Below are 18,964 nucleotides of genomic sequence, written 5' to 3'. Positions count from 1 at the left end.
GTCACATCCTGAAGAGGCCGAAGGCGGTCCCGGGCAGTTGCTGGCGGCTGACGACGTCCAGGGCCAGGCCAAGAACCCGGCGGGTGTCCGCGGGGTCGATGATGCCGTCGTCCCATAGCCTGGCAGTGGAGTAGTAGGGACTCCCCTGGTCCTCGTACTGTTGCCGGATGGGGGCTTTGAAAGCTTCTTCCTCCTCGGCCGACCATTCCTGGCCTGCGGCTTCGAATTGCTCCCGCTTCACTGTTGCCAGGACGCTGGACGCCTGGTTGCCGCCCATCACGGAGATCCGGGCTGCAGGCCACATCCAGAGAAAACGCGGCGAGTAGGCGCGGCCGCACATGGAGTAGTTGCCTGCGCCAAAGCTTCCCCCGATAATCACCGTTAATTTGGGCACCCGTGCTGTGGCGACGGCTGTAACCATCTTGGCGCCGTTCTTGGCGATGCCTCCTTGTTCGTAGTCCTTGCCCACCATGAAACCGGAGAGGTTCTGCAGGAAGACCAACGGGATGCCGCGCTGATCGCAGAGTTCTATGAAGTGCGCGCCTTTAAGGGATGACTCGCTGAACAGCACGCCGTTGTTCGCCACGATCCCTACCGGGTGTCCGTGCAGGTGGGCGAAACCGGTCACCAGGGTGGTGCCGTAGTTCTTCTTGAATTCGTGGAACTCGGAGCCGTCGACGAGCCTCGCGATCACCTCGCGGACATCGTATTGGGCGTTGACGTCCGTGGGGACCACGCCGTAGATGCCGGAAGGGTCGACGACGGGTGGCAGCACGACATCCCGAACGTCCCACGCCGGCGGGGCCGGCTTGGGAAGCGTGGACACGATATCCCGTACGATTTCCAGCGCATGCTGGTCGTTCTCTGCCAAGTGGTCGGTGACACCCGAAATCCGTGAGTGAACGTCGCCGCCGCCCAGCTCTTCCGCGGTGACGATTTCGCCAATCGCGGCTTTCACGAGAGGCGGGCCGCCAAGGAAAATGGTCCCTTGGTTGCGCACGATCACGGTCTCGTCGCTCATGGCCGGGACGTAGGCGCCTCCGGCTGTGCATGAACCCATCACGGACGCGATCTGCGGGATCCTTGCCGCGGACATGCGTGCCTGGTTGTAGAAGATCCGGCCAAAGTGCTCCCTGTCCGGAAAAACTTCGTCCTGCTTCGGCAGGAATGCTCCCCCGGAATCCACAAGGTAGATGCACGGAAGTTTGTTCTCGAGCGCGATCTCCTGGGCCCGGAGGTGCTTCTTGACCGTCATGGGGTAGTACGTGCCGCCTTTGACCGTGGCATCGTTCGAAATGACCAGGACGTGCCTTCCATGCACCAAACCGATGCCCGCGATCACACCGGCGCCGGGAGAATCGTCGTTGTACATTCCGTTGGCGGCGAGGGGCGCGATCTCCAGGAACGGACTCCCTTCGTCCAGCAGGAAATCAATCCGCTCCCGCGGCAGCAGTTTGCCTCGGGCGAGGTGCCGCTCCCTCGATTTCGCCGGGCCTCCGAGGGCTGCTTTGGCCAGGCGGTCCTTGAGGTCCCGGACGAGGGCCAACTGGCTTTCCTCGTTAACGTCAAAGGTGTCGCTCCGGGGTCCTGACACGCTGGTGATTGTCTCCATTGACCACTGATCCATTCCTGCCCCAAGGCCATTTCGGTTAGTGCCATGTAACTGAAATTTAGGTTAGTCTGTATTAACTGTGATGTCCAGCACACAGCATTGACCGTCCAACGCAGGGGTGCGCATGAGGAGGAGACTGTGACCGGAGGCCCCCAAACCACCACGGCAGATGCGACCACCACGGCAGAAGCGCGCACAGGCGGAACGCAGCGAAGCCAGGCCAAGGAACTCCGTCGGAAGGCGTTGCTCGCCGCAGCGGCCGGGTTATTCGCCGAAAACGGATACAGCAAGGTTTCCCTCGAGGAGCTTGGCGCCGCCGCCGGAGTCAGCGGACCAGCGGTTTATCGCCATTTTCCCGGCAAGCAAGCGGTTTTGGGCGAACTCCTCCTCAGCGTGAGCCGGGATCTCCTGAGCGGCGGGCGCGATGTTGTTTCCGGAGCTGCCGACGCACGGGAAGCCCTACGGGGACTGGTGCGGTTCCATGTACATTTCGCTCTGAGCAACCCGGACGTGATCCGGGTGCAGGACAGGGATTTTTCAAGCCTTACAGAGGCGGACCAGGCCGAAGTCAGGTCCCTCCAGCGCAGTTACGTGGAAACATGGGTGGAGGTACTGGGAGACATCCACAAGGAAACCGACCCCACGGAACTTCGGGTGCGGGCGCATGCGGCGTTTGGCCTGATCAACTCGACGCCGCACTCGGTACGGCACCACGGCCGCAAAATAGCAGTGAAGTCCGCGCGACCCATCTTGGAGCAGATGGCGTTGGCGGCGCTGACCTCAACTTAATTACTTGATTTCCGCGAGGCGGGAGCGGCTCTTCCCTTTCCAGCCAATAATGTCGGACCCCGGTGAAATGATGTGTTCATGGAAGATCAGGGTCAGGCGACAGCATCGTGGGCGGCATCGTCCCCTGCTGTTGCTGCACTGGCAGCGGTCCGGACACGGCCACACGTGAGCAAGCCGCACTTGGTCAAGGCTGGTTTCAACGGCGGGACGGCGCGGTTCGCCGCCATCGACCACTTCCACGGCGCCGGATCGTTCAACGGCCCCGCCACCCTCACCCGGACTTCAGCAGACACAGACATGGAGAGGGCAGACGCTCCGGCTCACCGTGCCGGCTCGATCCCGGAACCAGGGTGCGTGCCGGGGACCGGTCATGGAGCGGACTCTGTTCAGCCCTTCGGACGTTTCGACACCAAAAGGCCGGAACCTGTTTCAGCTGCCGGACGGGGCGTGGCGGCGCTTCTAGACTACGGCGCTGCTCTACTGGACTCCGCACGGCTGTCTGTTGTCGCCGAGGCTGCCTTGTTTGATCTGGTTGAAGCGGCGGATTTCGCTGACAAGGTGGAGGATATCTCCCGGACTCTCGAGTACCTGCAAGTGGTCGCGGCGCAGGCCGTGGAACGATCCCGGCGCGAAGCCCGGCAGGCACAGCCCTCGTCGCCCGGGACGGAATGGCGGACTGGCTGGACTGAGCCGGGCACAGCGGCTGGTGCGGACGCGGCCGGCGCGGTCAGGGGGAATGTGGCTGCAATGGTGGATGACGGGTCCCGGAACGCGGCAGAGTTCCTGCGCGCTCGGTTGCGGATCGGCATCGGGGAAGCCCGACGAAGGCTCGCCCTGGCCCCCGAAGTCCTGCCCGGCACCGGCATCGCCGGTCAACACCTCCCGCCGCGCCGGAAGATGCTGGCCGACGCCGTCGAAACGGCGCAGGTCCCGTCCCGGTCGGCGACCATCATCAGCATCGCCCTGGACAAAGTGCGGCTCCTGACCGACGAGGACACCCTCAGCCGCATGGAACAAGCCCTCACCAAGACCGCACCGCGATCGAATCCGACCCCGACTTCGTCACCAAAATGGCCCAACGCTGGACCGACGCCATCGACCAAGACGGTCCCGAACCCACCGAAGAAATCCTCCGCCAACTCCAAGGCGCCTTCATCCGCAAACGCCGCCACGGCCTGCACCGCATCGAAATCTTCGCCACCAACGAACAATTCGAGACCCTCACCACCATCATGAACACCGCCACAAACCCCCGACTCCAGGGCACCACCCGCGACGACGAAACCAGAAACGCCGGCAGGTGCGGCCAGACTGAGGAAGCAGCTAGCGCAACAAGCAGCGGCACGGCCGTCCCCGCCGGGTCAACCGGCCCGGACCTGGACCGGCGCTCCCGGGCGCAGAAACTCCTCGACGGTCTGGTCGGCGGCTGCTCGCTGGCCTTGGCCACCGGAGAACTTCCCGCCAACGGCGGACTCAAACCGCAAGTCATGGTCACCATCGACCACCTTGACCTCTACAACCAACTCACACAAACCACCACCCCCGGAACAGGCGCCACACAGCTGTCCGGCGGGTCCCGCCTGCCAGGCACCGCCACCGCAACCTTCACCGGCCCCATCCACCCCAACACCATCCGCAAAATCGCCTGCGACGCCGATGTCCTGCCTGTGCTGCTCAACAGCGAATCCCGCATCCTGGATGTCGGGCGAACCACCCGGATCTTCCCACCCCATATCCGCCAAGCCCTCAACGCCCGCGACCAAGGCTGCACCTTCCCCGACTGCACCCTCCCTGCACCCTGGTGCGAAGCCCACCACATCACCTACTGGTCCAACGGCGGCACCACCAGCACCGACAACGGCACCCTCCTCTGCTCACACCACCACCACGTCATCCACAAAGAACAATGGACCATCGACATGACAACAGGTGTCCCCTGGTTCGTCCCACCACCCCACATCGACCCCACACCACACACCCCTCAAAACCTAGGGACCGGGGGTGGCTCGCTGCAAGCAGGTTGCGCGCACTCACATCGCCAAGCCCTGGCGTTCCAGTTTTCCTAGGACTGACAGAGCCTGCCTTAGGGGCTGTGCTCAGCTGCTGTGCCACTTAGGCTGAAAACCCCGGACCCGGGCAGAAACCGGCAACGTATCACGGGACGATCCAGCCACTATAAGGAGCGAAGGTGCACACTAACAGGATTGCCGTTACCGGAGGAAGCGGAAAACTTGGCCGCAGTGTCATCCGGCGCCTGACGCAGGACGGACACCAGGTTCTCAATGTGGACCGCGTGGGCACGAGGGGGCGCGGTTACGTGAACGTTGACCTCCGCAATTACGGCCAGGTCCTTGACGTCATCCTCGGCTTGGACGACCAGCACGGCGGGCTCGATGCGATCGTGCATCTGGCAGCGATCCCCGCTCCGGGACTCGCGCCGGACGCCGCCATCTTCGAGAACAACATGCTCTCTACCTACAACGTCTTCCAGGCCGCACGCAGGGCAGGCATCAAGAAGGTGGTCTACGCTTCCAGTGAGACAGTCCTCGGACTCCCTTTCGACATCGACCCACCGTACATTCCCGTGGATGAGGAGTATCCCGCCCGCCCGGAGAGCACGTATTCCTTGGTGAAGCACTTGGAAGAGCAGATGGCCATCCAGTTCACGCGCTGGGATCCGGAGCTGAGCATCACCGCCCTGCGCTTTTCCAACGTCATGGATCCCGAAGACTACGATGCTTTCCCGTCCTTCGACTCTGACCCGGCGCTGCGCAAGTGGAATCTGTGGGGCTACATCGACGCACGTGACGGCGCCCAGGCTGTGGTCCGGGCCCTGGAGCACGGCGTATCGGGCTTCGAGGCTTTCATCATCGCCGCCGCGGACACCGTGATGAGCCGCAGCAGCGCCGAACTCGCAGCGGAAGTCTTTCCCGGCGTCGAAGTCCTCAAGGAACTGGGCCTGCACGAAACGATGCTGTCCATTGACAAGGCCCGGAGGCTGCTCGCCTTCGAGCCCGAACACAGTTGGCGGCACGTCCATTCAAACCGGACCACACCAACGGAAGACTGAACCAGGCTTGGCCTGCCCGATGTCCCGGGCAGGCCAACCCGGCCTAAACCATGGTCATGACCATGGCGGGGTCGGCGAGAATGGCGCCCAGGTCCGACAGGAAGCGGGAACCCTGCTCGCCATCGACCAAGCGGTGATCGAAGGACAGGCTCAGCGACATGACCTGCCGGACGGCAAGCTCGTCGTCAACCACCCACGGCGCCTTCCGCACAGCGCCCAAGGCCACGATGGCCGCCTCACCCGGATTCAGGATGGGCGTCCCGGCATCGATCCCGAACACCCCGATATTGGTGATCGAGATCGTGCCTCCCGAGAGGTCGCTTGGCGCCGTCTTGCCGGCGCGCGCGGTGTCGGTGAGGTCCGCGAGCGCCGTCGCCAGTTCCCGGAGCGACAACCTGTCCGCGTCCTTGATGTTCGGCACTGTGAGTCCCCGGGGCGTTGCCGCGGCGATTCCCAAGTTGACGTAGTTGTACTGGATGATCTCCTGGGCCTCTTCATCCCAGCGCGAGTTGAGCGTTGGGTTGTTTCGCAGCGCAATGAGGAGCGCCTTCGCCGCGATGGTGAGCGGGGTGAGCTTGTAGCCTTCGAACGCCTTGTTGCCCTTGAGGCGCGCCAACAGGTCCATGGTCGCCGTGACATCGACCGTCAGGAACTCCGTGACGTGCGGAGCGGTGAACGCGCTTTGGACCATGGCTGCTGCCGTGAACTTACGGACGCCCTTGATCGGTGTTCGCGTTTCACGTTCACCCTGCTGCGGCGCCGCTGGTGAGGATGCGGCCGCGGTGTCCGTGCGGGTGTAGTTCTGCACATCTTCACGGGTGATGAGCCCCGCGGGACCAGTGCCCGGAACCAAGTGCAGGTCGATGCCCAGGTCCCGGGCCAGCTTGCGAACAGGCGGGGTGGAGCGTGGCCGCTCGGTTGCCGGCTGCCCGCCAGCTTGGACCGCTGGCTCCGGGACGGCCTGGGCGGCACCGGTCGTTTGTTCTGCTGCCGCTTGGGCACGTGCGCGCCGGGTCGGCCGTCCGGTATCTTCGAGGACTGCTCCGTAGCCGACGAGGTTGGGTTCCCGTTGCGCGGGTTTCGCTGCCTCGCTTGCCTTGCGCTCCACTGTCTCCGGTTGAGGCTCGACGGCGGGAGCCCCGCCAGCGGCGGTAACCTCACCGGCGGCTGTCCCCACGCCAGCGTCAGGTGACTGCTCCCGGGCGGAAGGGCCGGCGTCGTCCACTTCGAAGGAGACGATGGGCTTGCCTACCTCGACGACTGTACCGGGCTGCTCGTGCAACGCAGCCACCACCCCGGTGAACGGTGAAGGCAGTTCCACCACGGCTTTGGCCGTCTCCACCTCGGCGATGACCTGGTTGAGGGTCACCGTGTCCCCCACTGCCACTTTCCAGCTCAGGATTTCGGACTCGGTCAGGCCTTCGCCAAGGTCCGGCAGCCTGAATTCCTTGATCATGGTGGCGGTCATCCTTCCAGTCCACTCAGCGAGTTCCTGCGCCCCAGGGCACGGTCCACGCCATCCAAAATCCTGTCCAGGTCAGGCAAATGATGCATCTCGACTTTCGAGTAGGGGTACGGCACATCGAAGCCCGTGATCCGGACCGGCGCGTATTCCAGGTAGTTGAAGCAGCGTTCCGTGATGCTGGCCGCGACTTCCGCGCCCAGTCCACCGGACTGGGCGGCTTCGTGCGTGATGACCAGGCGGCCGGTCTTGCGGACGGAGGCCTCGACCACCGGGTAGTCGACGGGTGCCAGTGAGCGTAGATCGATGACTTCCACGGAGATGCCTTCGTCCGCGGCGGCTTGCGCGGCGTCCCTGGCGGTCTTGACGAGCGGACCGTACGCCACGAGCGTCACGTCGGAGCCCGCGTTGACGATCGCAGCCTTATCCAAGGGCAGGGCCGCGGTGAGATCGATCGACTCGTCGACGTCGCCTTTGTCGTGGTACCTGCGTTTGGGCTCGAAATAAAGCACGGGATCGTCCGAGGCTATGGCCTGCTGGATCATTGTGTAGGCGTCCTGCGGGTTTGATACTGCAACCACACGAAGGCCGGAGGTGTGCGTGAAGTAGGCCTCGGGAGATTCCGAATGGTGCTCAGGGGAACCGATGCCGCCGCCGAACGGGATTCGGATGGTGATGGGCATCTTCACACGCCCCTGCGTGCGGTAGTGCATCTTCGCAACCTGGCTGACGATCTGGTCGAAGGCCGGATAGACGAATCCGTCGAACTGGATCTCGCACACCGGGCGGTATCCCCGGTAGGCCAGACCCACCGCTGTGCCGATGATCCCGGACTCGGCGAGCGGGGAATCGATAACGCGGTGCTTTCCGAAGTCCTTCTGCAGGCCGTCCGTGACACGGAAGACACCGCCCAGCGAACCAATGTCCTCGCCGATAAGTACTACCTTGGGATCGTTGTCGAGTGCCTTGCGGAGGCCGGCGTTGATGGCACGGGCAAACGTGAGCTTGGACATCAGAGTGCACCTTCCTCGACGGGTTCGTTGAAACTGCTCAGGTAGCGCGAATAGTGATCCTTTTGGCGTTCAATCCAGGGGTTTGGCGTGCTGTACACATGGTTGAAAACGTCCAGCGGCTGCGGGTCCGGCATGTTGATGCAGCTGCTGCGGAGTTCCGCTGCCACGGCGTCCGCCTTGGCTTTGACCCTTGCTTCCAATTCATCCGTGAGGAGGCCTTTGGCTTGCAGGAGCCTGCGGATCCGAAGAATCGGGTCCTTGGCAGCCCAGTCCTCCAACTCGTTGGGGTCGCGGTAACGGGTGGGGTCATCCGCTGTGGTGTGGGGGCCCATGCGATACGTGACGGCTTCGATGAAGGTGGGTCCACCACCTTTCCTCGCCCTGTCCAAAGCCAATCGGGTTGCAGCCATGACCGCGAGCACGTCGTTGCCGTCAACGCGCATGCTGGGAATGCCGAAGCCTGTAGGTCGGTCGGCCAGCTGGACGTGAGACTGGACACGGACGGGTTCAGAGATGGCCCAATGGTTGTTCTGGCAAAAGAAGACCACTGGAGCCTGGAAACTGGCGGCGAAGACCATGGCTTCATTCACATCGCCTTCGCTCGTGGCACCGTCGCCAAAGTAGGTCAGGACCGCGGTGCTGGCGCCATCGAGCTGGACGCCCATCCCATAGCCGGTCGCATGCAGGCTTTGGGAACCGATGATGATTTGCGGGGTGGCCATGTTGATGCGCTGCGGGTCCCAGCTGTAGAGGGCGTTGCCGCGCCACACCTTCGCGATCTCGGCGAGGTGTGCACCGCGGACGTAGGCCACGCCGCTTTCCCGGTAGCTGGGAAAGACGAAGTCGTCATCCCTCAAAGATCGGCTGGAACCTATTTGCGCAGCTTCCTGTCCCAGGAGCGGGGGCCACAGGGCCAGTTCGCCTTGGCGCTGCAGGGCGGTGGCTTCTGCATCAATTCGCCGGATGACAACCATGTCCTCGAACAAGGAGCCCAATTGTTCATCGCCGACATCCTTGACCCATTCATCGAATTCCGGGTGGCTGATCCGTTCGCCTTCCGGCGACACCAATTGGAGCAGATTGCCCCCGGTACGCAGGGGATTTTGTGCACTTTGTCCGGGGCCCGGAGCGTTGTGCTGCACTCCCTTGCCCGCCTTATCCGTCAACACAGGTGATCGCGACCTTCCGGCTAGTTTCGTCGGCCCTTGCTGGACTTGTGGTCCAACCGCAGACCGGCCCTCCGGCTTCTTCGCCCGAGTTAATTGTGACCCTACTCACAAGACGCATGACGTACAACTACCTTGCAAAAAGTTGAGCATTTTGCCATGTTCCAGCTGGCCTGCCCGTGCTAATCTTGCGCATTATGCAACCCTTGGATGGCACTGACACCAGGCTCCTCTCCGCCATGGCGAAGGATCCCCGTGGCACTGTGGTGGCCCTCGCCCAAGAACTGGGGCTTTCGCGGAACACGGTGCAGGCCCGGATGGCTCAGCTGGAGAAGAAGCATGCATTCCTCTCCTTCGAACGGCGCATTAACCCCGTCGCCCTCGGCTACCCGCTCACGGCCTTCATTACCGTCCACGTCCAACAGCAGAAACTCGCTTCCCTGGCGCAGGACCTGGCTGATATCCCGGAAATCCTTGAAGGCTTCGGCCTGACGGGCTCGGCCGATCTGCTGTTGCGGGTAGTCGCCTTGGATGCCGAGGACCTGTACCGCATCAACGGCAAGATCCTTGCCTGCGACGGCGTGGACCGCACGGACACGGCGCTGGCCATGCGGGAAATGATTCCCTACCGCGTGCAGCCGCTGCTCGGACGACATTCAGACGCCTGACCCGCCGTGTGCTCCAGCTCTTTAGTCCCTGCGGCTGTACACATCCACAGGGATACGATTTGATGCAGGTGGACGCATCGGGGGCCGGCCAGAGGTTCCCGGCAAACGGGTGGCGCTGGCGCAGGCTGCCGAAAGGGGCAATACAGTGAGCAACCCGCAGGAACCCTCGGGCCACGACCAGAACCAACCAGGCCAGTACCCGCCACCGGTACCACCGGGCCCCGGGTACCCCCAACAAGACGGAACGCCACCGCAGTGGCAACAGCCGCCGTCGTCCGCTCCCCGGGACCCCTATCTCCACAACCAGCAGGCACCGGGCCAGTACCCATCAGGTCAATACGCGCCGGGTCAATACGCTCCCGGACAGTACCCGCCCGGCCAGTACGGGCAACAACTCCCGCCCGCTGCCAAGAGCAAGAAGGTGCTTTGGATCGTGTTGAGCATCGTGGCCGGCGTGATCGTCCTTGCCGTTGTAGGCGTCCTGGTACTCGTCAACGTCGTGGGCAACTCGACGTCCAAGGCGAGGTCCCTGGCAGATGAATTCACCAACCTGGTGATTGCCGGACAAACGGAGGAGGCCTATGACAACTACCTCCACCAGGCCCTGAAAGATGAACTTGATAAGGAGTCGTTCGTCGACGGAATAGCCAGCCTGGAGCTCGACGACTCGTGCAAGCCGAACTACAACTCGGTCAGCGTGAACTCCGAGAACGGCAACAACAAGGCTGACATCGCAGGAACCCTGCAATGCGACGGCAGGAACATCGACCTTAAGTACGTATTCGAGGGCACCAACGACCTCAAAATGAGCAGCATCCGGCTCCGCCCCTGACCGCAGGAAAGAATAGTCGGATTTCCACCCATCCACCCCAACGCCTGATCCGAATCACTCCTTGAAAGCCCCACCCGGGGCTTCACAAGGAGGCCGGCAAGCCCGGCCAGCACCGAAAGGTTCGGACCATGCGTACTTCGCCCAATCGCCTGATCGCCACCATCTTCGGAGCCGTGTACCTGTTGGTAGGCGTGCTCGGATTCTTCGTCACCTCAGGAACCGGGTTCTTCGCCACCGAGGGTGCCACCCTGATCATCTTCGCGGTGAACCCCCTGCACAACGTCATCCACCTGGCCATTGGTGCCGCACTCCTCTACGCCGGCCTGAACAGCGTCACATTGTCCAAGTCCGTCAACACGGCCGTGGGCGGCGTGTACCTGCTGGTGGGCATCCTCGGACTCTTCCTCGTGGGAACCTCGCTGAACATCATCGCCCTGAACGGCCCGGACAACGTCCTGCACCTCGCAAGCGCTGTGGTCCTGTTGGGCGTCGCATTGTCCCAGGACAAGGCAGCAGTAGCCGCCGCCCGCGCCTGATTCACCAAGGACCGCGACCGGACAACCGAACGAGGGGGTTGGCACTGTGACTGCACTGCAATCATCCGGAAGGCAGCATCCTACGCTGTACGCAGCAGCACTGCTGTTCGTCTATTTCGCGGCGATGGCCGCCTCCATGGTGGACCTGTCCCTCGCTGCGGGTTACCTTTCCGGAGACGGTCAGCTACCCGCCGGAGTTGCGGCCCTCGCAGCGGGACTAGCCTTCCTCACGTGGTCGTTGTGGGGCCTCCACCGGAACCGGCTCATCCTTACACGGCTCGTCCTTCCCGCCTTGGCAGCAGCGGCCACCGCGCACCTTGCGGCACTGACGGCAGGTGCGTCTGCCGCTCAACGATCGCTGGAAATCAGCCACCTCGCCGCCCTTGGCCTTACGCTCATGGCGCTAGCCGGAGCCGGCTGGCTGAGGCGGCAACGAAAGACCAACGACGGCGGCGCCCACGGCCAGCCAAGGACCGGGCGGCTTCTGGCAGCCGCGTTCGGAGCCGCCGTCGTTGTTGCTTCGGTTGCCACGCCGGGCCTGGCCGCGTCGATGGCGGGCCAGCACGCCGTTCCCCATGGGGAGCACAGCCAGGTTCCGGCCGAACAAGTTCCCGCAGAACCAGGCACCCGGGCACCTTCCCAAAGCCACCACCACTAGGTGGACCGGCCCGAACCGGCGCGCCGTCAGCACAGCCCACTGTTGATGGTGCGCCGGGTTCGTGGATCATGGAGCCATGGATCCTGTTGAGGCGCTCGAAGAAATTTCCTTTTGGCTGGAACGCGGCCAGGCCCCCTCCTTCAAGGTCCAGGCCTTCCGGAAGGCGGCCGACGCCGTGCGGCAGCTTCCGCCCGAAGAGTTACCCCGGCTGGTCCGCACCGGCAGGATCACGAGCCTGAAAGGCGTCGGCAGCAGGAGCGCCGAGGTAATCGCGCAGGCGCTCGAGGACCGGGTGCCGGAGTACCTTGCGGCTCTTCGAGAACGCGGCAGTGAAGCCCTGGCTTCAGGGGGACACACTCTTCGGACGGCATTGCGCGGAGACCTTCACAGCCACAGCAACTGGTCTGACGGCGGCTCGCCCATCGAAACCATGGTGGCAGCGGCCCGCACCCTCGGCAGGGACTACATCGCCCTCACCGACCACTCCCCCAACCTGCAGATCGCCAATGGACTGAGCGCCGAACGCCTGGACAAGCAGCTTGCCGTGGTAGACGGACTCAATGCCCTGCACGACGGTTTCACGCTGTTGAAGGGCATCGAAGTGGACATCCTGGAAGACGGAACCCTTGACCAGAGCCCCGAGATGCTGGACCGCCTGGATGTAGTGGTGGCAAGCGTCCATTCGAAGCTCCGCGCGGACAAGAAGACCATGACCAAGAGGATGCTGGGCGGCATCCGGGATCCCCACACCAATGTGCTTGGCCATTGCACGGGGCGGCTGGTCCAGGGCTCGCGCGGCACAAGGCCGGAGTCCGAGTTTGACGCCGCGAAGGTGTTCACCGAGTGCGCCGAGTGGGGTGTCGCCGTCGAAATCAATTCACGTCCGGAGCGGCAGGATCCGCCGGACACGTTGATCAAGATGGCCCTCGACGCCGGCTGCCTCTTCAGTATTGACAGCGACGCCCATGCGCCAGGACAACTCGATTTCCTCCAATACGGTGCCGAACGTGCCGAGGCCATGGGGGTTCCGAAAGAGCGGATTGTGACCACCTGGCCCCTGGAGCAGTTGAAGGAGTGGCTGAGTTTGAAAAAGTGAGCATAGCAACGGGCCCCTCCTGCCTCGCGGCACGAAGGGCCCCTGCCCGTGCATGGCTAGTGGTCCACCGCCTTTTCCGCCCCTACGCCGGTCAGCGAACGGACTTCCATCTCGGCCTGCTTGGCAGCATCTTCACGCCGCTTGTCCAGGACCGTGCCGAGCCAGCCGAGGAAGAAGGCCAGCGGGATGGAGACAATCCCGGGGTTGCTCAGCGGGAAGAACGCAAAGTTGGCTCCCTGGATCATGGACGTCTTGGCACCGGACACCACCGGGGAGAAGGTGATCAGCAGGATCGCCGAGGCCAGCCCGCCGTACATGCTCCAGACGGCGCCTTGGGTTGTGAACTTGCGCCAGAACAGGGAATAGACAATTGTCGGCAGGTTCGCGGACGCTGCGACCGCGAAGGCGAGCGCTACGAGGAAGGCCACGTTCTGGCCGTTCGCGAGGATGCCTCCGAGGATGGCGAGGATACCAATCACGACTACCGTGCGCCGTGCCACTTTGACCTCGGTGGTGGCATCGGCTTTCCCCTTCGAAATAACGTTCGCGTAGATATCGTGGGCGAAGGAAGCTGCCGCCGTGATGGTGAGGCCCGCCACGACAGCGAGGATGGTGGCGAATGCGACAGCTGAAATGAAGCCCAGGAGCAGTGGCCCGCCAAGGTGGAAGGCGAGGAGAGGCGCGGCGGAATTGACGCCGCCCGGAGCGGATTTGATGGTTTCCGCGCCAACCAGGGCTGCAGCGCCGTAACCCAGTACCAGGGTGAACAGGTAGAACAGGCCGATCAGCCAGATGGACCACACCACCGACTTGCGTGCTTCCTTGGCTGTGGGGACCGTGTAGAAGCGCATCAGCACGTGCGGGAGGGCTGCGGTGCCGAGCACGAGTGCCAGGCCGAGCGACATGAAGTCGAGCTTTGATGTTTCGGTCTTGCCATACTGCAGGCCGGGGTTGAGGACGGCCGGGTTGTTGGCGGCTTCGGCCGCAGATCCGAGCAGGCTGGACAGGTTGAAGCCATAGATGGCGAGCACCCACGCTGTCATGACCGCGGCACCGGCAATCAGCAGCACGGCTTTGATGATCTGCACCCATGTGGTGCCCTTCATGCCGCCAATGAGGACGTACATGATCATGAGGGCGCCGACGACGATGATCACCAACGCTTGTCCGCCCCAGTCGCTGATTCCCAACAGAAGCGAGATCAGGGATCCCGCCCCTGCCATTTGGGCAAGGAGGTAGAAGAAGCACACTGCGAGCGTGGACAGTGCCGCCGCGATCCGGACCGGTCGCTGGCGCAGCCGGAACGACAGGACGTCGGCCATGGTGAACTTGCCGGTGTTGCGAAGGAGCTCGGCTACGAGGAGCAGCGCAACAAGCCAGGCGACGAGGAAGCCGATCGAATAGAGGAACCCGTCATATCCATTGATGGCAATAGCCCCGGTGATCCCGAGGAACGACGCTGCGGACAGATAGTCGCCCGCGATGGCCGTGCCGTTTTGGGATCCTGTGAACGAGCGACCGGCAGCGTAGTAGTCAGCGGCGGTCTTGTTGTTCCTGCTTGCGCGGAAGACGATCACCATGGTGACCGCTACGAAGAGGGCAAAGATGCCCATGTTGAGGAGCGTACTGTCCTGGAGTGCAGCGACGTTGACCGCCGGGACCATGGCGCTTGGCTGACTGGTGATCATCTGGCTGCCCTGCTGCTCACGTTGCCGTCCTTATCAAATTCGTGTCCCTCGATTTCGTCCCGGATCTCCGCGGCGATGGGGTCAAGTTTTCTGTTGGAGTAGCTCACGTACCACGCGGTGATACCGAAGGTGGTGACGAACTGAAGCAGCCCGAGGATCAGGCCGACGTTGATATTGCCCATGACTTTGATGGACATGAAGCCGACCGCGTAGTCGGCCAGGAGAACGTATGCGAAGTACCACAGCAGGAACGCTGCTGCCATCGGGAAAACAAAACTGCGGTGCCGCCTGCGCAGTGTCTTGAACCGTTCCGTTTGCTGGACTTCCTGGAAGTCCACAGACACCGTTGTGTCCTGGGGTTGGGCGTCATTACCCATGGTTCCTCCTGATTGTGATGTGTTCACACCAGCTCCACATGCGTGCCAATGTGACTGCAATCACTATCGAACGCTCCGTAGGGGGTGTTCCAGAGAATCATGCTGCACCGTCGCCCAGCGGTTGCGATGCTGCGCCAAACGGTGCTGTGCGCGGCGGGCAGCAACCTGTTCGCTACGCTGGCTCTATGCCCGACTCCCCGCTGTTCACCGCCGCCGCGATCGCCGTGATCGTGCTGGCCGTCGCCGTCGTCGTGGGTGTCGGATTGAAGGTGATCCGGTCCTTCCGGGACCTTGGCACTGACGCCGAGCGGGCTACGTACAACACCCTCCACGCGGCATCGCGGGCTGGACAATATCTGCGGGGCGGGCTGGAGGCCGCCGGCGCCGCCAAAGCCAGTAAGCAACTGCGGACCCTCCTCGGCTGTGATGCATTGGCCATCACCGACACCGATTCCGTCGTGGCGTGGGACGGCGCAGGAGAAGAGCTGCGTCCTTCCCTGATGCGGCTCGCCGCTGAAGTGCTGGCCACCGGTCGCACAGCCGTAGTTCCCCACGCGGCACACCCCGGGGCAACCAAGCCCGTCCACGGTAGCCATGACTTCAGTGCCGTCATCGCCCCGATCCGGGCAGGGTCCAGGGTTGTCGGTTCCGTGGCAGCCCTGGCACCCGCCGCTGGTGCGGGCTTGGTACGGGCCACCAGTGAGGTAGCTGACTGGATTGCCGCCCAGCTTGAACTGGCAGAACTGGAGGCCTCGCGCACGCTCCTGATGGAGGCCGAGGTCAGGGCGCTGCGGGCGCAAATCAGCCCCCACTTCATCTACAACTCGCTGAACGCCATCGCATCCTTCATCAACACTGATCCTGCCCGGGCCAGGGAACTCGTGGTGGAGTTCGCCGACTTCACGAGGTATTCGTTCAGACGGCACGGAGATTTCACCACCGTGGCCGAGGAACTGCGCTGCATCGACCGCTACCTCCTGCTGGAACGGGCACGCTTCGGCGAGCGCGTGCAGGTGAGCCTTCGGATTGCCCCCGAAGTCCTGAGCACCGTCATCCCCTTCCTCAGCCTCCAGCCCCTCGTGGAGAATGCCGTCCGGCACGGCCTCGAAGCGAAGGAAGGCCCAGGGCACATCACCATTTGCGCCAACGATTCAGGAGCCTTTGCCGAAGTCACCATCGAGGATGACGGCGTTGGAATGGATCCTGAGCACCTGCGCTCTGTCCTCGCCGGTCACACCGACGGTGAGCACGTTGGCCTGCGCAACGTGGATGCCCGACTGCGCCAGGTCTACGGTGATGACCATGGGCTGGTCATTGAAACAGCCCCCGGCGAAGGCACCCTGATCACCATGCGCGTCCCCAAATCCCAGCCCGGACACGACGCCTGATGCGCAGGACTAATCTATAAGGATGATCAACGTGCTCGTCGCTGACGACGAACTGCCCGCCGTGGAGGAACTCGCCTTTCTGCTCGGCCGGGATGACCGCATCGGCGCCATCCACCGCGCATCCTCAGGAGCCGAGGCACTGAGAACGCTTGAAACGGAATCCGTTGACGCCGTATTTCTGGACATCCACATGCCGGCGCTTTCCGGCCTGGACATCGCCCGGGCCATTTCCCGCAGCAGCAACCCGCCCGCCGTCGTGTTCGTCACCGCGGACGAAGACTGCGCGCTGGAAGCTTTCGACCTTGCTGCCATCGACTACCTCCTGAAGCCCCTCAGGGCCGAACGACTGTCGCGTTCCGTGGACCGGATCAGCGAACTCATCAAAGAAGGCACGCCTGCGCCGGAGATGATCACGGTGGACCTGGGCAGCACCACCCGCATGATCCGCCGCGACGATGTGAGCTATGTGCAAGCGCAAGGCGACTACGCCAGGCTCCACACGGCCGAGGCCAGCTACCTCATCCGCGTCCCGCTGAGCGACCTCGAACAGAAGTGGGCCGACGCCGGTTTCATCCGAATCCACCGCAGCTACCTCATCGCCCTCAACCACGTGGGCCATCTCAAGCTCTCGGCAACGGGACCCAGCGTCACAGTGGCCGGGGCGGAATTGCCGATCAGCCGCCGCCACCTGCCGTCTGTCCGGGACAAACTGCACTCCACGCGCATCCGGCCGCAAGGATGACGCGCGTCCGCGTTACGGCACCGCGGCAGGCCGCAAAAGCGTTCCCGTCCCGGTTCGCCGCCGGTGAGCCGAGCGAAGATTCGGACGTCGGCAAGGTGTTTGTCCGTTCCCTTATCCGCTCCCAGCTGCGCCTTGCCTTGGTGGTCGCCTGCGGCTTCCTGGTGATCCTCGCCGCGTTTGCGCTGATCCTCGTCTACGGTCCCGGAGTAGCGGAAACCCGGATATTGGGCATTCCCTTGGACTGGCTACTGCTCGGACTCGGGATCTACCCCGTGATCGGCCTCAGCGCGTGGCTCTATAACCGTGCTGCCGCCCGCAATGAATCACGGTACCGGGACCTCGTGGAGGAGAAGTGAATCCCGTTGTCGGCCTGGTGGCCTTTGTCGGGGTGTCGATTGCGACGGCGGTCATCGGCTTCTACGGCCTGCGCATCTCCCGTACAACGAGCGACTTCTACGTCGCCTCCCGAACGGTCCCGCCGTGGTGGAACGCCTCGGCCATTGGCGGGGAGTACCTTTCCGCCGCGAGCTTCCTGGGCGTGGCCGGACTGATCCTGTTGTCAGGAACCGACGCCCTGTGGTTCCCCATCGGCTATACCGCCGGTTACCTGATGCTGCTGCTCTTCGTGGCCGCTCCCCTGCGCCGCTCCGGGGCCTACACCATCCCGGACTTCACGGAAGCCCGGCTCGACTCCAAGATGGCTCGCCGGGTGACCAGCCTGGTGGTTGTTGCCGTCGGGTGGCTGTACATCGTCCCCCAGCTCCACGGCGCCGCGCTCACCATCCGCATCACCACCGGTCTTCCGTCGTGGGTAGGTTCGACGGCGGTAGTGCTGGTGGTGTGCCTTACGGTGGTGGCAGGCGGCATGCGGTCCATTACCTTTGTGCAGGCGTTCCAATATTGGCTCAAACTCACGGCCTTGGCCATCCCCGTGGTGTTCGTGCTTTTGGCGTTGGCCGGTAGCGGAGCTCCTCCCCAGGCGCCGCTCCCCGTGAACCCCACAGGCCAACCCGCAGCAAGCGCGTACCAAAACATCTCCCTCATGGTCGCCCTACTGTTCGGCACCCTTGGGCTGCCGCACGTGTTGGTGCGGTTCTACACAAACCCGGACGGCCATTCAGCCCGACGCACCACCCTGATAGTGCTTGGGCTCCTCTCCGTGTTCTATCTCTTCCCCACCATTGCAGGAGCTCTAGGCCGTGCGTTCGCACCGGAACTGGCGCAAGCCGGCCAATCCGATGCTTTGGTCCTGTTGTTGCCCGGCAAATTTGTCGGAGGCATCGCCGGAGACCTCCTTTCCGCGCTGGTGGTGGCAGGAGCCTTCGCTGCGTTCCTGTCCACGACGTCGGGCCTCGTCGTCTCGCTCTCGGGCGTCATCAGCCAGGACGTCTTTGGTGGAAGCGTCCGCGGCTTCCGCCTCGCGGCGCTGCTGGCCGCCGTCGTTCCTTTGGGCTTCGCGTTCATGACCGATTCCCTCGCTTTGGCCGGAAGTGTCGGACTGGTCTTCGCCTTCACGGCATCCACCATTTGCCCGGTGCTGCTGCTGGGCATCTGGTGGCGTGGACTCACAGACGCCGGCGCTATCGCAGGCATGATAACGGGAGCCCTCCTCTGTGGCGGCGCCATGGTGTCAGGTACCCTCATGGGTCCGGGCAACGCGCCCGCCTGGCTGGCCCAACCAGCCGCCTGGAGTGTTCCGGCGGCCTTTGCCATGACAGTGGCGGTCTCCACCATCACGAAGAACCGGGTACCCGGCTCCGTGCACCGGGTGATGTCCAGGCTGCACGTTCCCGAGCGACCCGTCGTCACAGAGCGCTAAGGTCGGTCAGCGCATCAGGGTCGCCCAGGGAATCAGGGCCGCCCTGGA

Annotated in this window: 17 protein-coding genes and 1 pseudogene; 12 read left to right on the top strand and 6 right to left on the bottom strand. The window is 63.5% G+C overall.

Going from position 1 to position 18,964, the window contains the following annotated elements; genetic code table 11:
* Window position 1 precedes the first annotated feature (1 nt).
* Window positions 2-1,612, bottom strand: a complete 1,611-nt coding sequence (locus tag AB0N65_RS08705; RefSeq protein ID WP_364160156.1) for a carboxyl transferase domain-containing protein — start codon at window positions 1,610-1,612, stop codon at window positions 2-4.
* Between the two features lie 138 nt (window positions 1,613-1,750).
* On the opposite strand from AB0N65_RS08705, the gene AB0N65_RS08700 reads away from it, so the two are divergent.
* From AB0N65_RS08700 to AB0N65_RS08690, 3 genes and pseudogenes are all read left to right on the top strand, one after another.
* On the top strand, window positions 1,751-2,401 hold the full coding sequence (locus tag AB0N65_RS08700; protein WP_364160154.1) for a TetR family transcriptional regulator: 651 nt from the start codon (window positions 1,751-1,753) through the stop codon (window positions 2,399-2,401).
* Between the two features lie 78 nt (window positions 2,402-2,479).
* Window positions 2,480-4,467, top strand: a pseudogene (locus tag AB0N65_RS08695) (DUF222 domain-containing protein).
* Between the two features lie 122 nt (window positions 4,468-4,589).
* Window positions 4,590-5,471, top strand: coding sequence for an NAD(P)-dependent oxidoreductase (locus AB0N65_RS08690; RefSeq protein ID WP_364160152.1), 882 nt, complete (start codon window positions 4,590-4,592; stop codon window positions 5,469-5,471).
* Between the two features lie 43 nt (window positions 5,472-5,514).
* Here AB0N65_RS08690 and AB0N65_RS08685 read toward each other — a convergent pair whose 3' ends face one another.
* From AB0N65_RS08685 to pdhA, 3 genes are read right to left on the bottom strand one after another with little or no spacing between them, the layout of a single operon-like run.
* Complete coding sequence (locus AB0N65_RS08685; RefSeq protein ID WP_364160150.1) at window positions 5,515-6,939, bottom strand: dihydrolipoamide acetyltransferase family protein; 1,425 nt, start codon at window positions 6,937-6,939, stop codon at window positions 5,515-5,517.
* Window positions 6,936-7,946, bottom strand: a complete 1,011-nt coding sequence (locus AB0N65_RS08680) for an alpha-ketoacid dehydrogenase subunit beta (protein ID WP_364160148.1) — start codon at window positions 7,944-7,946, stop codon at window positions 6,936-6,938. Before AB0N65_RS08680 ends, AB0N65_RS08685 begins: the two co-directional genes overlap by 4 nt.
* Complete coding sequence (gene pdhA / locus AB0N65_RS08675) at window positions 7,946-9,115, bottom strand: pyruvate dehydrogenase (acetyl-transferring) E1 component subunit alpha (RefSeq protein ID WP_364160146.1); 1,170 nt, start codon at window positions 9,113-9,115, stop codon at window positions 7,946-7,948. Before pdhA ends, AB0N65_RS08680 begins: the two co-directional genes overlap by 1 nt.
* Before the next feature lie 194 nt (window positions 9,116-9,309).
* Between pdhA and AB0N65_RS08670 the strand changes: the two genes are divergently transcribed.
* The 5 genes from AB0N65_RS08670 to AB0N65_RS08650 all read left to right on the top strand — a co-directional run bounded on the left by AB0N65_RS08670 (window position 9,310) and on the right by AB0N65_RS08650 (window position 12,902).
* A complete protein-coding gene (locus tag AB0N65_RS08670) occupies window positions 9,310-9,780 on the top strand; it encodes an Lrp/AsnC family transcriptional regulator (protein ID WP_364160144.1) in 471 nt (156 codons plus the stop codon).
* Between the two features lie 145 nt (window positions 9,781-9,925).
* Entirely contained in the window at window positions 9,926-10,612 is a 687-nt protein-coding gene (locus tag AB0N65_RS08665; RefSeq protein WP_364160142.1) for a hypothetical protein, read from the top strand.
* 128 nt (window positions 10,613-10,740) lie between these two features.
* Window positions 10,741-11,148 (top strand): DUF4383 domain-containing protein, encoded by a 408-nt coding sequence (locus tag AB0N65_RS08660; protein ID WP_364160140.1) that lies wholly within the window; start codon window positions 10,741-10,743, stop codon window positions 11,146-11,148.
* Window positions 11,149-11,194: 46 nt separating this feature from the next.
* Window positions 11,195-11,806, top strand: coding sequence for a hypothetical protein (locus tag AB0N65_RS08655; protein WP_364160138.1), 612 nt, complete (start codon window positions 11,195-11,197; stop codon window positions 11,804-11,806).
* A gap of 76 nt (window positions 11,807-11,882) precedes the next feature.
* Window positions 11,883-12,902, top strand: a complete 1,020-nt coding sequence (locus tag AB0N65_RS08650) for a PHP domain-containing protein (protein WP_364160136.1) — start codon at window positions 11,883-11,885, stop codon at window positions 12,900-12,902.
* Between the two features lie 56 nt (window positions 12,903-12,958).
* Here AB0N65_RS08650 and AB0N65_RS08645 read toward each other — a convergent pair whose 3' ends face one another.
* Window positions 12,959-14,566, bottom strand: a complete 1,608-nt coding sequence (locus tag AB0N65_RS08645; protein ID WP_364160378.1) for a sodium/solute symporter — start codon at window positions 14,564-14,566, stop codon at window positions 12,959-12,961.
* A gap of 20 nt (window positions 14,567-14,586) precedes the next feature.
* On the bottom strand, window positions 14,587-14,967 hold the full coding sequence (locus tag AB0N65_RS08640) for a DUF485 domain-containing protein (protein ID WP_364160134.1): 381 nt from the start codon (window positions 14,965-14,967) through the stop codon (window positions 14,587-14,589).
* Window positions 14,968-15,152: 185 nt separating this feature from the next.
* Between AB0N65_RS08640 and AB0N65_RS08635 the strand changes: the two genes are divergently transcribed.
* The 4 genes from AB0N65_RS08635 to AB0N65_RS08620 are packed head-to-tail and all read left to right on the top strand — an operon-like array spanning window position 15,153 to window position 18,916.
* Window positions 15,153-16,355 (top strand): histidine kinase, encoded by a 1,203-nt coding sequence (locus AB0N65_RS08635; RefSeq protein WP_364160132.1) that lies wholly within the window; start codon window positions 15,153-15,155, stop codon window positions 16,353-16,355.
* 22 nt (window positions 16,356-16,377) lie between these two features.
* Complete coding sequence (locus AB0N65_RS08630) at window positions 16,378-17,097, top strand: LytTR family DNA-binding domain-containing protein (protein ID WP_364160130.1); 720 nt, start codon at window positions 16,378-16,380, stop codon at window positions 17,095-17,097.
* Entirely contained in the window at window positions 17,094-17,453 is a 360-nt protein-coding gene (locus AB0N65_RS08625) for a hypothetical protein (protein ID WP_364160128.1), read from the top strand. The genes AB0N65_RS08630 and AB0N65_RS08625 overlap by 4 nt, the downstream gene beginning before the upstream one ends.
* The gene (locus AB0N65_RS08620; RefSeq protein WP_364160126.1) at window positions 17,450-18,916 is read left to right on the top strand and encodes a cation acetate symporter; all 1,467 of its coding nucleotides are present in this window, start codon (window positions 17,450-17,452) and stop codon (window positions 18,914-18,916) included. The genes AB0N65_RS08625 and AB0N65_RS08620 overlap by 4 nt, the downstream gene beginning before the upstream one ends.
* The last annotated feature ends 48 nt before the right edge of the window (window positions 18,917-18,964 follow it).

The sequence above is a fragment of the Paenarthrobacter sp. NPDC089322 genome (genome assembly GCF_040684895.1).
In the GTDB taxonomy this organism is placed as follows: Bacteria; Actinomycetota; Actinomycetes; order Actinomycetales; family Micrococcaceae; genus Arthrobacter.
The sequence above is the reverse complement of the archived record's forward strand: the minus strand, read 5'-3'. Positions and strand labels throughout refer to the sequence as shown.

Excerpts from the sequence above, each read along its gene's own strand:
- AB0N65_RS08705 (WP_364160156.1), bottom strand. The coding sequence starts at position 1,612 with ATGGAGACAATCACCAGCGTGTCAGGACCCCGGAGCGACACCTTTGAC.
- AB0N65_RS08685 (WP_364160150.1), bottom strand. The coding sequence starts at position 6,939 with ATGACCGCCACCATGATCAAGGAATTCAGGCTGCCGGACCTTGGCGAA.
- AB0N65_RS08680 (WP_364160148.1), bottom strand. The coding sequence starts at position 7,946 with ATGTCCAAGCTCACGTTTGCCCGTGCCATCAACGCCGGCCTCCGCAAG.
- AB0N65_RS08670 (WP_364160144.1), top strand. The coding sequence starts at position 9,310 with ATGCAACCCTTGGATGGCACTGACACCAGGCTCCTCTCCGCCATGGCG.
- AB0N65_RS08660 (WP_364160140.1), top strand. The coding sequence starts at position 10,741 with ATGCGTACTTCGCCCAATCGCCTGATCGCCACCATCTTCGGAGCCGTG.
- AB0N65_RS08650 (WP_364160136.1), top strand. The coding sequence starts at position 11,883 with ATGGATCCTGTTGAGGCGCTCGAAGAAATTTCCTTTTGGCTGGAACGC.
- AB0N65_RS08645 (WP_364160378.1), bottom strand. The coding sequence starts at position 14,566 with ATGGTCCCGGCGGTCAACGTCGCTGCACTCCAGGACAGTACGCTCCTC.
- AB0N65_RS08640 (WP_364160134.1), bottom strand. The coding sequence starts at position 14,967 with ATGGGTAATGACGCCCAACCCCAGGACACAACGGTGTCTGTGGACTTC.
- AB0N65_RS08635 (WP_364160132.1), top strand. The coding sequence starts at position 15,153 with ATGCCCGACTCCCCGCTGTTCACCGCCGCCGCGATCGCCGTGATCGTG.
- AB0N65_RS08630 (WP_364160130.1), top strand. The coding sequence starts at position 16,378 with ATGATCAACGTGCTCGTCGCTGACGACGAACTGCCCGCCGTGGAGGAA.
- AB0N65_RS08625 (WP_364160128.1), top strand. The coding sequence starts at position 17,094 with ATGACGCGCGTCCGCGTTACGGCACCGCGGCAGGCCGCAAAAGCGTTC.